The following is a 14,515-nucleotide window of genomic DNA, read 5'->3' on the forward strand; positions in this document are numbered from 1 at the left end:
GACCGCCGCGGTCAGGTCGGAGGGGCCGCCAGTCCGCGCCGCCACCGGGTGACCGCCTCGCGGGCGGACCCGCTGAGCTGGTCGTCGGCGACCGGTGCCGTCTCGGGCGACCCGCAGACGAAGCCCAGCTCCGCCTCGACGAGGTGATGGGCGAGCGCGACCGCGGCCGCTGCGTCGGTGACGTCGCCCGATGCCACCGGCTCCTGGTGGGCGGCCGCCGCCTCGATCACCGGTTCCGGCAGGGACCACAGGCGTAGCAGGCGTGCCCCGATCTGACGGTGGTCGATGCCGAACGTGGCGGACTCGATCTGGCAGAGCGGCGCCCCGGGGTCCTCCCGCCACCGCTCGAGCAGCCCGGCGAACTCGGCGGGCCGCGACGACGCCAGCACCAGTTGGCCCACCTCGTGCAGCAGCCCGGCGGTGAAGGCGTGGCCCTCCCACTCCCGGCCCGCCGCGAGCCGGCCCGCGAGCCGCGACGTCTGCACCGCGTGGGCCGTCAGCGCCTCGATCCAGGCCACGGGGAGCGCGCCGGCCGGATCGAAGGTCTGCACCAGGTCGTGCATGAGCACCAGGCCCCGTACGGTCGGCACGCCCAGCAGCGCGGTGGCCTGCACCACGCCGTTGACCTTGTGCCCCATCGCGTACGCCGAGGAGTTGACCAGGTGCAGCACCTTGGCGGCCACCGCCGGGTCGCCCTCGAGCACGTGCCCGACCGACTGCGCCGTGGCGTCCTCCGCCGCGAGGGCGGTGGTCAGCTGCACCAGCGCCTGCGGCGCGCTCGGGAGCGACTCGATCACGGCGATGTCGCCCTGCACCGCGTCGTCGGCCGCCGACGGGTTGTCCGGGATGAGCCGCTGCACGGCCCGGACGATCTGGTCGGGGGTGCTGGGCTTGTGCAGGAACTCGTGGGCCAGCACCATGATCCGCATCAGGTTGTCCTCGTTGGCCTGCCCGGAGAGGATCACCCGGGCCATCGCCGGGAATTCCGTACGGACGCGTTCCAGCAGCTGCGCGCCGTCCATGCCGGGCATGCGGTAGTCGGTGACGATCACGTCGCAATGCCGGCTGTGCAACGTCTCCAGCGCCGCCTGGCCGCCCTCCACGAACGACATGTCCCACTGGTCGCGGTGGGTCCGCAGCATGCGCCGCAGCCCGCTGAGGATGCGCGGCTCGTCGTCGACGAACACGATGTGCGGCCGCCGGGTCATGCGCCCACCTCCGCCATGTCGCTGCCCTGCGCCAGGTCGGCGGGGAGCCGTACGGTGAACACCGTGCCGACGCCCGGCTCGCTGGTGAAGTCCACCTCGCCGCCGTGCCGGTCGACCACGAGGGTGCGGACCAGCGCCAGGCCCTGACCGGTGCCGGTGCCGACCTCCTTGGTGGTGAAGAACGGGTCGAAGAGCTTGTCGGCGATCTCCGGCGGTACGCCCGTGCCCGTGTCCGCCACCTCGATCACCACCTGGGAGTCCTCGAGGCGGGTGCGCACGGTGATCGTGCCCCGGCCCCGGTCGGCGGCACTGATGGCGTGCGCGGCGTTGACCACGAGGTTCAGCACCACCTGGTTGATGTCGCCGAGGTGGCAGTGCACCAGCGGCAGCTCCGCGAAGTCGGTCACCACGTCGGCCACGTACTTGATCTCGTTGTTGGCCACGATCAGCGTGTTGGCGATCGCCTCGCCGAGGTCGGCCTGGGTCTTCTCCTCGCTGCCCGGGTGGCCGAAGGCCTTCATGGCCCGCACGATCCCGGCGACCCGGTTGATCCCCTCCAGGCTCTGCTGCAGCGCCATCGGCACCTCCTCGAGGAGGAAGTCGATGTCGATCTCGTCGGCGATCCGCTCGACCGTCGCCGCCAGCGCGGCGTGGCCGGCTTCGTCGGCCGCCGGGGAGGCCAGCTCCCGGTACGCCTCGTGCAGCCGGTTGAGGTCGGCGAACGCGGTCTCCAGGAACCGGGCGTTGTCGCCGACGAACTGGATCGGCGTGTTGATCTCGTGCGCGATGCCCGCCGCCAGCCGTCCCACCGACTCGAGCTTCTGCGCGTGCCGCAGCTCCAGCTCCAGCCGCTGGCGTTCGGAGACGTCCCGCGCGTTGAACACGATGCTGCGGGAACCGTCGTGCTCGTTGACGTAGTCGAGGACCGCCTCGACGCTCGTCCACTGCGCCCGGTCGTCGGTACGCATCCGGCACGGCCGGGCCACCGGCGGGCTGGAGCCGGCCGCCGCGGCGACGATCCCGTCCAGGTCCTCCGGGTGCAGCAGCGACCAGAGCACCCGGCCGGACAGCGAGGACGCGGGCACGCCGAGGAGCTTCTCCGTACCCGGATTGGCGAAGCGGATGATCCCCGCCTCGCTGGCCAGCACCAGAGCGTCCGGGGAGTGGTCCACCACGGCGCTGAGCCGGGAGCGGTTGAGCAGCTGGTCCAGGGTCAGGGCCGCCTCGTCCGCGAGCGTGGTGACCGACGACGAGAGGTCGTCCTGGGAACGCCGGTTCAGGGCGAGCACCAGCAGGCCGAAGCAGGCGCCGTGGACAGCCAGCGGGGCGAGCACGATGACCGGGTACTCCCGCAGCCGGAACACCGCGCTGGCCTCCTCCGCGTCGCCGTCGGTGAGCTGCACGAAGCCGCCCGGCACCAGCGCCGCCCGGGCCGGCTCGGGCAGCGCCTCGCGTTCGGCGACCCAGCCGGCGGCCTCCGTACCCACCTCGCCCGCCGCCGCGACGACGTGCAGGGCCGGACCGGCGATGGTGACCACCAGCGCGGCGCTCACCTGCGCGTCCATGCTCAGCGCGGCGCCCAGGGTGACGTCCATGGCCTCCTGGCGGGTGGTCGAGGCGACCAGGCCCGCGCCGGCCGACGCGGCGGCGCGTTCCCGGGCGGCGGCGCGGTCCCGCGCGGCGGCGGCCCGGGCAAGGACGTGGTTCACCACGAGCGCGATGAAGGCGGTGATGAGCAGCGACACGACGGAATCGCCCGAGGCGTCGAAGACGCCGAGGCCCAGGGCCATGATGGCGGTCAGCGTGACGACGGCGACCGCCTTCTCCCGCAGGCCGCCGTAGAGGGCCCGGAAGTTGACCCACATGAAGCACACGCCGACGGTCGTGCCGTACCCGGAGGCGCCCGCGATGAGCACGACACAGGCGCCCTCGGGCAGCCAGCTCCAGGCCGGGAACCGCTGCCACCGGTACCCCAGCAGGAGCCAGCCCGTGAGGAGCAGCGTCGCGGCCACGGCGGCGGTCTCCAGGGGTGCCGGCGCGACCCGCACCCCCCACAGGCCGAAGCACGGCCAGATCAGCACGAACAGCAGGAAGAGCGTACGGACCTGGCCGAGCATGGTGTCCGTGCCGCGGAACCACCGTCGTACCGGTGCCGGAAAACCGTCCATCTCATGACTCCCCGCCGGTTGGCGCCTGCGCTACCTCCTCCCTATCGGCGTTTGGCGCCCACGGTGCAGATTTCCCGCAAATGCTCCGGCCTGCGATCCGGCCGTACGGTCGCGGGTTGCCTCAGATGTGCCGTCGCGGTGCCGATGGGGAGCAAGGGAGCATGCCGCGCCGGGCACGCGAAGGGGTGAGGCGTGACAATTGACCGGACGGCCGAGGTCTCGGCCTTTCTGGAGGCGGCGGAGGCCGCGGTGCCCGGCGGGATCGCCTTCCTCGACGGGGATCTGCGGTTCGTCCGGGTCAGCCCGGCGTTCGAGGCGGTCGTCGGCGAGCCCGCGGCCGCGCTGATCGGACGGCCGGCGTCCGGCGCGCTGACCGCCGCACCGGGCCGGCTTCTGGACGTGCTGCGGGAGGTCCGCGGCGGCGGGGCCCCGGTCAGCGATCTCCGGATCGACGCGGCCCCGGTCGCCGGGCGGCGGCGCAGGTGGCGGATCGACTGCCGGCCCACGCCGGACGGCGTCTGCCTCCTGCTGTCGGACGTCACCGAGGAGGAGACGGCCGCGGCGCTGCGCAACGCCTTCATGCGGGACATGCCCGAGGGCCTCTACACCGTCGACGACGCGGGCCGGCTGACCTCGCTCAACCGGGCCGCGTCGGAGATGCTCGGGTGGGCCGAGAGCGAGCTGCTGGGCCGCAGCATGCACGACACCGTGCACCGGCCCGCCGCGGACGGCAGCCCGGCGGGCGTCGACCAGTGCGCCCTGCGCCGGCCCGCGGCGATGACCGAGGAGGTCTTCGTCCGCAGGGACGGGACCCCGTTCCAGGTCGTGTGCTCGGTCGCCCCGCTCCACGAGGGCTCAGGCGTACCCGGGGCGGTGGTGACCTTCCGCGACGTCACCGAGGCACGGCGGGCCGACCTCGAGGCGCACCACGACCAGAAGCTGGAGTCCCTGGGGCGGCTGTCCGCCGGGCTGGCCCACGAGATCAACACGCCGATCCAGTTCGTCGGCGACAACACCCGGTTCCTGGCCGACGCGTACGAGGACATGTGGCAGCTGCTGATGGTCTACCGCGGCTGCCTGGCGCCGGAGCTCGGCGAGATGGCCTGGGACGAGCGCACCGCCCGGGCCCGCGAGGCCGAGGAGAAGGCGGACGTCGAGTACCTGGTCGCGGAGATCCCGGCGGCGGTACGGCAGACCCTCGATGGCGTCGAGCGGGTGGCGTCGCTGGTCCGGGCGATGAAGTCGTTCAGCTACAAGGACACCGCGGAGCAGTCGTACGCCGACCTCAACGAGGCCATCCGCACGACCCTCACGGTGGCCCGCAACGAGGTCAAGTACGTCGCCGACGTGGAGCTGGACCTCGGCGACCTGCCCGAGGTGCTGTGCCACCGCGGCGACCTCAACCAGGTGTTCCTGAACCTGCTCGTCAACGCGGCCGACGCGATGGAGGGCCGGGAGCAGCGCGGCCGGATCGAGATCAGCACGCGGTCGGAGGGGCCGGAGGTGGTCATCCGCTTCACCGACGACGGCTGCGGGATCCCCGAGCACATCCGCCAGTCCATCTTCGATCCGTTCTTCACCACCAAGGGCGTGGGCAAGGGCTCCGGTCAGGGTCTCGCCCTGGCCCGGGCGGTCCTCGACCGGCACGGCGGGTCGATCGACGTGCAGTCCGAACCGGGCCGGGGCAGCACCTTCACGCTGCGGCTGCCGGTGAACGGGCGCCCGGACGCATGAGCCGGCCCCGGGTCCTCTTCGTCGACGACGAGCCGCGCATCCTCGACGGGCTGCGCCGGTCGCTGCGCGCACGCCGGCACGACTGGGACATGGAGTTCGCCACCTCCGGCGCGCAGGCGCTGGAGATGCTCGCCGCCGCGGCGTACGACGTGATCGTCTCCGACATGCGGATGCCCGGCATGGACGGCGCCGAGCTGCTCACCGAGGCCGGGCGGGCGTACCCCGGGCTGGCCCGGGTGGTGCTCTCCGGCCACATCGAGCCCGAGGCGATCGTCCAGGTGGCGATGGCGGGCCACCGCTTCCTCACCAAGCCGTCGGACGCCGACAGCCTGACCGCCGTCGTCGATCAGCTCCTGCTGCGCACCTCCAGCCCCGATCCGGCCCACGCCCGCCGGCTCGCGGGCGCCGTACGGTCCATCCCGGACCTGCCCGGCCACGCCGGCGCTGTCGCCGCGCTGCGGGCGCCCGACGCGACCGTGGAGACCGCGGCGCACGCCGCGGTCGAGGACATCGGGCTCGCCGCCAAGCTGCTCCAGCTGTCCACCTCGCGGTTCTTCGGCGGCCGCCCGCGCAACTACTCGATCGGGTCGATCGTGCGGGCGATGGGCGTGCCGATGGTCCAGGCCGTCGCCGAGGCCGGGCACCGGTCCTGGTCCCCGGCCGGCTGGTACCCGGGCAGCGAACCCCTGCTGGAGGCGGTGTGGCGGCACGCCCGGGCGACTGCGCGGCTGGTGGAGCAGGTGGCCTCCCCCGCGAACCGGCCGCACGCCGAGGCGGCGGCACTCCTGCAGGACGTCGGGCACCTGATCTGCCTCGCCGGGGCGGCGGGACCTGTCGACCTCGCGGCCGGCACGCGCGACGGCGTGCCGTTCCGGGACGTGGCGGTCGAGATGCTGCACCTGTGGGGCGTACCGGCTCCCATCGCCGTCGCCGTCGCCCAGCGCGACACCCCGCACCGGCCGGACCCGGCCGGGCTGGGCGTGGCCGGCGCCGTACGGGCCGCGCACCTGCTCGTCACCCGGGCCGAGTCGGGCTCCCTGACCGGCCCGCAGCAGGAGGAGCTCGCGCTCCTGCTGGCTCATCCGCAGTTGCAGGCACAGCCGGTCGACTGGCACCGGGCGGCCGAGGAGGCGGCGGCGCAGGCCGAGCCCACGGCTTGCGGCGCCGCGTCATGACCGCGTCCGCCGCCGGCGGGCGCCGAGAGGAGGGCACCGATGGCACGCATCCTGGTGGTCGACGACGACCCGGGCATCCGCAGCCTGCTGACCGACGTGCTGGAGCTCGAGGACTACGAGGTCAGCGTGGCCGTGGACGGCGTGGCCGCGGTGCAGGCGGTGCAGACCGTGTCACCGGACTTCGTCGTCCTCGACGTGATGATGCCGGGGCTGGACGGCTTCGCGGTGCTCGCCGCGATCCGTGACCTGCCCGGCGAACCGATCCCGGTGCTGATGCTGACCGCGGCCGCCGAGCCGGGCACCGGCTCCCGGGCGTGGGCCGGCGGGGTCGACTACTACCTGGCCAAGCCGTTCTCCGCGGACGCCGTCCTGGACCTGATCGACGGCGTGCTCAGCCAGCAGGTCCCGGTGAGCGAACGGTGAACCCGCCGGACCTACCTCAATTTCAGCTCAAGTCCTCCGCAGGCGCGCCGATGCTCTTCAACACGCCGGCCCTGGCGAGATTCCGGGTGCGGGCGAGCAAGACGAAGACGTCCCGCCGATAAGCGAGGTGCACAGGTCATGAGGAACAACCGTCGCCGCCGGATCGGGCTGGCCGCGGCCGCCGCGGTCACGGTGGCCGCCGTGCCCGTACCCGCGGTCGCGCAGCCGGTCGCGGTCTCCTGGCGTGAGGTCGTGGTGACCGGCTCCGGCGCGGAAGCCGCGGCGAGCGCCGTCGAGACCGCCGGCGGCCGGGTCGTGGCGTACCTGCCGGTGACCCGTGGCGTCGCGGCCGTGCTGCCGCGGGGCGCCGCGCTCGGACCGGGATGGACCGTGGCGCCGCAACGCGAGCTCAGCGTCGCCGGCGCCACGTCCGACAGCGACGGCAGCGCCACGACCGTACGCCGGATGCTCGGCATGCCGGCCGACGGCAACGAGGGCGCGGGCGTGACTGTCGCCGTGGTGGACACCGGCATCGCCGACGTCGCCGACCTCAGCGGGCGCGTGGCGGCCCGGGTGGACCTGACCGGTACGGGCGCCGGCGACGGGTACGGCCACGGCACCTTCATGGCCGGGCTCATCGCGGCGTCGGGTGCGGCCTCCGGCGGCGCCTACCGCGGTGTCGCCCCGGGCGCGGACCTGGTCGACGTGAAGGTGGCCGACGCGGACGGGCGTACCGACCTGATCACCGTGCTGCGCGGCCTGCAGTGGGTCAGCGACCACCGCAGGGACGTCCAGGTCCTCAACCTCTCGCTGTCCTCGGCCAGCCCGCTGCCGTACCAGGTCGACCCGCTGAACCAGGCCCTCGAGTCGCTGTGGCGCCAGGGCGTCACGGTCGTGGTGCCGTCGGGCAACGAGGGCCCGGACGCTGGCTCGATCACCGCTCCGGGCAACGACCCCGTCCTGCTCACCACCGGCGGGCTGGACGCGGCGGGCACCGCCGGGCGCGGCGACGACGTGGTCGGTATCTGGTCCGGGCGCGGCCCCACCTCGCAGGGCGACGCCAAGCCGGACCTGGTCGCCGCCGGCGGTCACGTGGTCAGCCTGCGCTCGCCGGGCAGTGCGGTCGACCGGGGCAACCCGCAGGCCCGCGTCGACGAGACGTACTTCCGCGGGTCGGGTACCTCGATGGCCGCCGCGGTCACCTCCGGCGCCATCGCCGCGACGCTGGAGGTGCAGCCGAAGCTCGGCCCCGACGCGATCAAGAACCTGCTGGTCGGCACCGCCTACCGCAGCGCGGGCCTGACCTCCGAGGCGGGCGCGGGCGCCGGTGGCCTGGACGTCGCCGCCGTGCTCGCCGCCGCACCGAAGTGGCGTACCAGCGGCGCGCAGAACCGCTACGAGCAGGACACCGAGACGGTACGCCGCGACGCCAAGCGCTGGTCCGCCTTCACCGAGGCCGTGGTGGCCGGCGACGGCGCGGCCGCGGAGCGGGCCTGGGCGCGGCTGAGCCCGGCGTCGCAGGACTGGGCGGCGCGCGCGTGGGCGCAGCTCGACCCGGCCGCCCGGGCATGGGCGGCGCGGGCGTGGGCCGCGCGGGCCTGGGCCGGCGCGGACGACGGCTGGGCGGCACGCGCCTGGGCGGCCCGGGCATGGGCGGCGCGGGCGTGGGCGTCCACGGACTGGGCGGCCCGCGCCTGGGCCGGCGAGGACTGGACCGCCCGCGCGTGGGCCGGCGAGGACTGGGCCGCGCGGGCCTGGGCCGCCGACCGGTGGAGCGCCACGTCCTGGGCCTGGTTGCCTCAGCAATGACCAGCCCGTCGCACGAGGCCGGCCGCCCGCTCCCGCAGCGGGCGGCCGGTGCCGTGCGCGGGTACGCCGCGGATCCGATCACCCGCCGGGTGGCCGCGGTCGTGACGCTGGGCGCCGCCCTCGGTGCCGTCGTGGTCGTCGTTCTGCCCGGCCGGGCGAGCGTGCTGGCCGGGGTGGGCGTACCGGCGGCGTGGCTGGTACCCGGCCTCGTCGTGCTGACCTGCCTGGCCGAGATCACGGTGGTGCGGCTGCGCCACGGCGAGGCGGTCGAGGAGCTGAGCCTCTACGAGGCCGCGCTGATCATCGACGTGCTGCTGCTACCGCCCCGGGACGCGCTGCTGGCCGCCGTCGCCGGGCTGGTGCTGGCGAGCGTGGTGCAGCGCCGCCCGGCGGTGAAGGCTCTGTTCAACCTCGGTACGTACACCGCCGCCGTGTCCGTGCTGATTCTGCTGGCCCAGCTGGTCGGCGGCGCGGGAGGCGCCCTGACGGTGCGGGTGCTGGCCGGCGTCCTGATCGGCACGCTCGCCTTCACGATGGTGAACCTGTGCTGCCTGGCCCAGATCCTCGCCGTCATCAACGGCGTGCCGGCGTGGTCGATCGTCCGCGACGAGGCCCGGCTGTCGGTGTCCATGGCGCTCGGTACGGTCGCGACCGGGCTCACCACGACCGCCGTCGCCCTGCACGCGCCGGTGCTGCTGCCGTTCATGGCCATGCCCGCGATCGCGGTCACATACGCGTACCGGGCCGCCGCGCGCGAGGCCGATGAGCGGGCGCGGTCCTCGGCACTGCTGCGGCTCTCCGAGGCACTCGCGGGGCGCGAGGACGTCATCCGCCGGTTCCTGGTGCTGGTCCGCGAGGCGTTCGACGCGGAGGTGGGGGTGATCGTGCTGTCCGGCTCCGACGTGGCGCTGTCGGTCGAGGCGGATGAGCCCTCCGCGGTGCGCACCGGCCCGCCGCCCGCGTACCTCGCCGGGCTGGTGGAGGCGGACGCTCCCGTGCAGCTCACCGAGAACCTGCCGGCGGGCCTGCGGCACGCGGTCGTCATCCCGGTGGAGGGCGGCGGCGGCCGGTTCGGCGCCGCGGCGTTCGCCAGCCGCGGCCGGCGGCGGATGTCCACCGGAGACGTCACGCTGCTCGCCTCGCTGGGCAACGCGCTCGCGGTGGCCATCCGGGGCGCCGAGCACCTCGAGCGGCTCACCGAGGAGCGCAGCAAGCTGCAGGCCGTCGTCGAGCAGTCGGCCGAGGGCATCATGGTCGTCGACGGCGCCGGCCTGGTCCAGGTCTGGAACCAGGCGCTGGGCGAGATGGCCGGCATCCCCGCCGCGGAGGCGACCGGCCGGCCGCTGAGCGCGCTGCTGGAGGTGCCGGCCGACGAGGAGCGCGCGGGGCTGCTGCCGGTGGACGAGGAGACGCCACGGGTCGCCACCGAGCTGACCATACGGCGCCCGGACGGTGAGGAGCGGCGCCTGCGGCTCGCCCACTCGGCCATCTTCGCGGCCGGCGAGCTCGTCCGCGACGTCGTCGTGATCAGCGACCTGACCCGCGAGTACCGCACCGAGCGGCTGAAGTCGGACTTCATCGCGATGGTGTCGCACGAGCTGCGGACGCCGCTCACGCCGATCCTCGGGTACGTCGACCTGCTGCGTACCCGGGGCGAGCGGATGACACCGCAGAAGCGCGCCGATGCGCTGGCCCTGATCGGTGACCGGGCGGCGCACCTGTCCCGGCTGGTCGAGGACCTGCTGCTGGCGTCCCGGGTCGGCGACCGTCCCGACGAGGCGGGGCTGCAGGTCGCCGTGGCGACGCACGACCTCGCCGCGATCGTGCGGCAGGCCGTCGGCGACCTCAGCTCCGGCCGGGTGGTGCTGACCGGGTGCGACGAGGAGTGGCCGGCGCGCTGTGACCCCGGCCGTACGGTGCAGGTGCTCACGAACCTGATCGGCAACGGGCTCAAGTACTCCGCCGAGGACCGTACGGTCGAGGTCTCGCTGCGCCGCGCCGCGGGCATGCTGCACGTCGACGTCAGCGATCACGGGCGCGGCATCCCCGCCGACTCGCTCGAGAAGGTCTTCGAGAAGTTCCACCGCGTCGAGGACCCGATGACCATGAGCACCAGCGGTACGGGCCTCGGCCTGTTCATCGCCCGCCGCCTCGCCCGTGCCATGGGCGGCGACGTCACGCTCCAGTCCCGGATCTCGGTCGGTTCAGTCTTCACGCTGTCCCTGCCACCGCCGGACTGATCCCGCCCGCGCCGCCGGTCAGACGGTGGCGCCGACCCGGGCCCGGCGTTCCACGCGTGGCGCGCCCCGGCCGGCGGCGTGCCGGGGTGACGGGACCGGCCAGGGGCGCAGCCGCGGTGTGCGCCGGGCCGCCAGGTCCTCCACCCAGCCCACCGCGAGCACGGCGAACAGCAGCATGGACAGCGCGATGCCGGAGAAGGCCAGGTAGATGAGCAGGCCCTGGTGCCAGTCCCAGAGCTTGAGCTGGTCGCCCACGATGATGGCCGCGGTGATGACCACGTTGTGCCACAGGTAGATCGTGACGGCGCGGTTGTTGAGCGCGGCCACCAGGCGCTGCAGCAGCGGCAGCCGTCCGAGCCAGGCCATGTCCGGGTCGAGGCGCAGCAGGGCCAGCACGAAGCCCATCGAGTACAGGGCGTGGGCCAGCGGGAACGGCACGAGGTCGAGGCCTCCGGGGCCCGGGTGCTCGACGACCCAGCCGAGGCTGACCACGGTCAGCACGGCGGCGATGCCGGCGACCAGGGCGGGCCGGAGCCGGCGCAGGTCGCCGTCGCGGTGGGCGAAGCCGAGCAGCCAGCACGGCAGGAACGTCAGCACGTAGCCGGCGGTCTGCACGGCGTTGTTGCCGGTGACGATCGGCTGGCTGTGCAGGGCGGCCAGGATCAGCAGCGGTACGGCGATCGTGAGCACCCGCCGGCGCCGGTACAGGCGCAGCAGCACCGGGGACAGCAACACGAGCCACAGGTAGGTGGCCAGGTACCAGAGCACGCCGGCCCCCTCGGCGCCGACGTCACCGATCCCGTGGCTGGCCGGCGGGGTGGCCAGCGGCACGACCCAGAGCAGGAAGTCGGGCCACGCCGGGTGGTGCGCCCAGCCGCCGGCGAGCATCAGCGGTACCAGGACGAGCCCCATGACCCACAGCGCGGGCAGCAGCCGGCGGACGCGGCTGCGGATGACCTTCGGGCCGGGCGAGCGGTCGAGGGACTTCGCCATCAGCGAGCCGCCGAGGGCGAACATCACGCCCATCGAGGGAAAGAGCAGGGCGAGAACGGCGTAATGGAAGGCGTGGTACGCCACGACCCGAACGATAGCCAATGCACGGAGAGTGTCGAAATAGCGATCTCGGGCGGGCGCCTGTGCGCTCGTCACGTCCACCACCAGCGAACTCCTGCAGTCTAGGCCAATCGGTCATCACACACAGTAGCGGATCATGACCGGGAGCCGGTGAGCCGAACGGCTGGAATATTGTCCCCGCTCGGCGGCGCCGGGCGCTGTTGCGGGACCTTCGGCCCTGTCCCCCGGACCCCCGGCGGAGCGACATTGAGCGGGAGCCCACCGGCACTGGGATGGGAACCTCGGGCGGCGGAGCGACACGCTGACTGGTCATCATCGGTCGCACGAAAATCCGCCGCCGGATCTGCCGGTGGGCCACTAACTGCCCGCGTCTCAGGCGAACGGGGCCGGGTGCTCGCGCTCGTCCTGCGCCGCGAGCCGCGCCATGGCCGCCCGGTAATCCGTACGACTGATCGCGCCGGAGAACAACAGCTCCTGGAGAACCGCATCCGGCGAGGCCTCGGCCGGGGCAGCCGGGACGGGCTCGCGGCGCGGCGGCAGGCTCAGCACCGGTCCGAGGCAGGGGTCGACACGCGTCCCCTCGTCCCCGGGCCGGTCGGTTTCCCGCGGGCTCAGGATCGGCGCGAACGCCAGGGCCACCAGGTGCATCGCGATCAGCACCCACACCACGACGACGAGCGTGTTCACGGCCATCACCCCAGCAGAACGTCCTTCAGCGGCCGGCGTGGCGTGGCGGGCACCGGGCGGCCGTAGCCCACCCGGAGCACCATCTGCGCCCAGGCGCCCGTACCGGTGTCGGTGAGCAGCGCCCGGACCGCCGGCAGCTCCACCGGCTGGCTGATCGGCGTGGTCGCCAGCCCCAGCCCGGTCGCGGTCAGCAGCACCCGCTGCAGTGCCTGCCCGGCCCTGAGCCAATCCTCCGGCCCGTCACCGCGGGTCGCCAGCACGACGATCGTCGGGTGCGGCTCGAACTCGGCGGTCAACGGGTCACGGTCGCGGCGCGGCAGCGCGAAGTCGCGTACCGGCAGGACCTCCAGGGCGTCCCACGGGCCGATCGCGGTCACCGGCACGCCGTCCTGGCGGCCCCGGCCGGGCTTCGTCCACCGGGCCAGCTCGGCGTCGTAGCCGTCGCGCTCGCGCAGGCGCCGGTCGGCGGCCCGGGACATGCCCAGGATGGCGTCGCGGCCGACCGGGCTCGCCACGGCCAGCGCCGCACCCTCGAGGTGGGCGGCCGTGACGAGCCGTTCGACGGCGTCGGCGGGCAGCGCGGTGTCCGCGAACGGGTAGCGGTTCGTGTGCCGGCGGCCGACCGCCAGCGCCAGCGAGGCGACGCCGGGCGTCGAGGCCGCCGGGCGCCCCACCGAGACCCGGGCCACGAGGTCCGGCCGCTGCGGGTCCGGGAACAGCGTCAGCACCGGCAGGCAGCCGGCGTCGCGGATCGCCAGGCGCAGCGTGAACACCGCGGCGCCGACGCTGATCAGGAGCTCACGGCCGGTGGGGTCGAGAACGGTCAGCTGACGGCCGCGGTCGGCGTACACGTCGACGTGGTCGTCACCGACCCGGAAGCGCCACGGCTGGCTGTTGTGCAGCGAGGGCGCGGCGGTGGCCGTGCGGACGCACTCGGACAGGACCGTCCGCGGCAGCGTCCCGGCTGCCACGAAACTCCGGTTGCCTGCGGTGACGGTGCCGGTCATCGCCGTACCTCTCCTTCTCCTCGTCACATTGCCGACGGCCGGCGCTCAGCCGACCAGGAACACCGGGCACTGGGCCCGCTGCACCATGGCGCGGCTGACCGAACCCAGCAGCGCGCCCGCGAAACCGCCCGGGCCGCGCCGGCCGACCACGACGGCGGCCGCGCGTTCCGATGTGTCCAGCAACGCGGCCACGGGGTCGCCGGAGACCAGTCGCTCGTGCACGACGACACCGCCGGAGTCCGGCAGGTGTCCGGCCGGGACGGCGCCCGTGCCGGCGTGCAGGACGACGAGCTCGCAGCCGCGGGCCCGCGCCTCCTCGACGGCGAACCGGACGACCTCGGGCGGGGTCCTGGCGTCCACGCCGACGACCAGCGGCCGGGCGCCGAAGCCGGGTCCCGGCGGCCAGCCCGGCACGCGGACGACCATCGCCGGCCCGGTGTGGTGGGCGGCCACCCGCTCGGCCACGCTCAGCCCGAACGCGGTGCCCGTGGCGCGGTGCCGGTGACCGACGACGACCAGGTTCGCGTTGTGGGCGTCGGACAGCAGCAGCGGCGCGGCCGCACCGATGGCGATGCGGCTGGTCACGGGCACGTCGGGCATGTACGCGTGCACCCGGTCGGTCATGTGCTCCAGCAGGCGGGCGGCAGCTCCCCGGGAGGCCTCGCTGAGCTCGTACGAGTGCTGCACGTGCATCATGCGCAGGCCCCAGCCGCGGAGCTCGGCCTCGGCCGCGGCATGGTCGACCGCCGTGTAGCTGGTGGGCGTCTCGTCGACGCCGACGAGCACCGTTCCGGTGGCGAGGGCCATCCGCGACGGCGCGGCAGCGGGTTCCCGGTACCCGGTCACGCTGAGGTACCGGTTGATGACCTCGCCGTAGCGGGTGGGCGCCGTGGTGGCCGTACCGTGCCGGGCGTGGGCTTCCGTTCTTCTGTCCTCGAGGTGACTCATGGCGACCTCCCGGGGCTGCGTTCGCCTACCTCAACCACACCT

At 74.1% G+C, this 14,515-nt stretch carries 11 protein-coding genes; 5 read left to right on the plus strand and 6 right to left on the minus strand.

From position 1 onward, the window contains the following. Positions 1–11: 11 nt before the first annotated feature. Complete coding sequence (locus tag IT780_RS03140) at positions 12–1,208, minus strand: HDOD domain-containing protein (RefSeq protein WP_199509817.1); 1,197 nt, start codon at positions 1,206–1,208, stop codon at positions 12–14. Further along, positions 1,205–3,376, minus strand: coding sequence for a two-component system sensor histidine kinase NtrB (locus tag IT780_RS03145; protein ID WP_199509818.1), 2,172 nt, complete (start codon positions 3,374–3,376; stop codon positions 1,205–1,207). The genes IT780_RS03140 and IT780_RS03145 overlap by 4 nt, the downstream gene beginning before the upstream one ends. A 192-nt stretch (positions 3,377–3,568) precedes the next feature. Here IT780_RS03145 and IT780_RS03150 point away from each other — a divergent pair, with 192 nt between their 5' ends. From IT780_RS03150 to IT780_RS03170, 5 genes are all read left to right on the plus strand, one after another. Then, entirely contained in the window at positions 3,569–5,110 is a 1,542-nt protein-coding gene (locus tag IT780_RS03150) for an ATP-binding protein (protein ID WP_199509819.1), read from the plus strand. Beyond that, complete coding sequence (locus IT780_RS03155; protein WP_199509820.1) at positions 5,107–6,285, plus strand: response regulator; 1,179 nt, start codon at positions 5,107–5,109, stop codon at positions 6,283–6,285. The genes IT780_RS03150 and IT780_RS03155 overlap by 4 nt, the downstream gene beginning before the upstream one ends. A gap of 39 nt (positions 6,286–6,324) precedes the next feature. Next, the gene (locus IT780_RS03160; protein WP_199509821.1) at positions 6,325–6,708 is read left to right on the plus strand and encodes a response regulator transcription factor; all 384 of its coding nucleotides are present in this window, start codon (positions 6,325–6,327) and stop codon (positions 6,706–6,708) included. 138 nt (positions 6,709–6,846) lie between these two features. Then, complete coding sequence (locus tag IT780_RS03165) at positions 6,847–8,517, plus strand: S8 family peptidase (RefSeq protein WP_199509822.1); 1,671 nt, start codon at positions 6,847–6,849, stop codon at positions 8,515–8,517. After that, the gene (locus tag IT780_RS03170) at positions 8,514–10,757 is read left to right on the plus strand and encodes an ATP-binding protein (protein ID WP_199509823.1); all 2,244 of its coding nucleotides are present in this window, start codon (positions 8,514–8,516) and stop codon (positions 10,755–10,757) included. Before IT780_RS03165 ends, IT780_RS03170 begins: the two co-directional genes overlap by 4 nt. A gap of 18 nt (positions 10,758–10,775) precedes the next feature. Here the strand turns inward: IT780_RS03170 and IT780_RS03175 are convergent, their stop codons facing one another. The 4 genes from IT780_RS03175 to IT780_RS03190 form a co-directional block, all read right to left on the minus strand. Next, positions 10,776–11,915 (minus strand): acyltransferase family protein, encoded by a 1,140-nt coding sequence (locus IT780_RS03175; RefSeq protein ID WP_307831008.1) that lies wholly within the window; start codon positions 11,913–11,915, stop codon positions 10,776–10,778. A 288-nt stretch (positions 11,916–12,203) separates the two neighbouring features. After that, complete coding sequence (locus IT780_RS03180; protein WP_199509825.1) at positions 12,204–12,518, minus strand: hypothetical protein; 315 nt, start codon at positions 12,516–12,518, stop codon at positions 12,204–12,206. 5 nt (positions 12,519–12,523) lie between these two features. Continuing rightward, a complete protein-coding gene (locus IT780_RS03185) occupies positions 12,524–13,525 on the minus strand; it encodes an Acg family FMN-binding oxidoreductase (protein WP_199509826.1) in 1,002 nt (333 codons plus the stop codon). A gap of 45 nt (positions 13,526–13,570) precedes the next feature. After that, complete coding sequence (locus IT780_RS03190; RefSeq protein WP_199509827.1) at positions 13,571–14,473, minus strand: universal stress protein; 903 nt, start codon at positions 14,471–14,473, stop codon at positions 13,571–13,573. Between the last annotated feature and the right edge of the window lie 42 nt (positions 14,474–14,515).

Origin of the sequence: Nucisporomicrobium flavum, from assembly GCF_016464385.1 — a bacterium.
GTDB classification, from domain to species: Bacteria; Actinomycetota; Actinomycetes; order Mycobacteriales; family Micromonosporaceae; genus Actinoplanes; species Actinoplanes flavus_A.

Coding starts and splice junctions, on each gene's coding strand:
- IT780_RS03160 (WP_199509821.1), top strand. CDS start 6,325: ATGGCACGCATCCTGGTGGTCGACGACGACCCGGGCATCCGCAGCCTG.
- IT780_RS03140 (WP_199509817.1), bottom strand. CDS start 1,208: ATGACCCGGCGGCCGCACATCGTGTTCGTCGACGACGAGCCGCGCATC.
- IT780_RS03170 (WP_199509823.1), top strand. CDS start 8,514: ATGACCAGCCCGTCGCACGAGGCCGGCCGCCCGCTCCCGCAGCGGGCG.
- IT780_RS03190 (WP_199509827.1), bottom strand. CDS start 14,473: ATGAGTCACCTCGAGGACAGAAGAACGGAAGCCCACGCCCGGCACGGT.
- IT780_RS03155 (WP_199509820.1), top strand. CDS start 5,107: ATGAGCCGGCCCCGGGTCCTCTTCGTCGACGACGAGCCGCGCATCCTC.
- IT780_RS03145 (WP_199509818.1), bottom strand. CDS start 3,376: ATGGACGGTTTTCCGGCACCGGTACGACGGTGGTTCCGCGGCACGGAC.
- IT780_RS03185 (WP_199509826.1), bottom strand. CDS start 13,525: ATGACCGGCACCGTCACCGCAGGCAACCGGAGTTTCGTGGCAGCCGGG.
- IT780_RS03165 (WP_199509822.1), top strand. CDS start 6,847: ATGAGGAACAACCGTCGCCGCCGGATCGGGCTGGCCGCGGCCGCCGCG.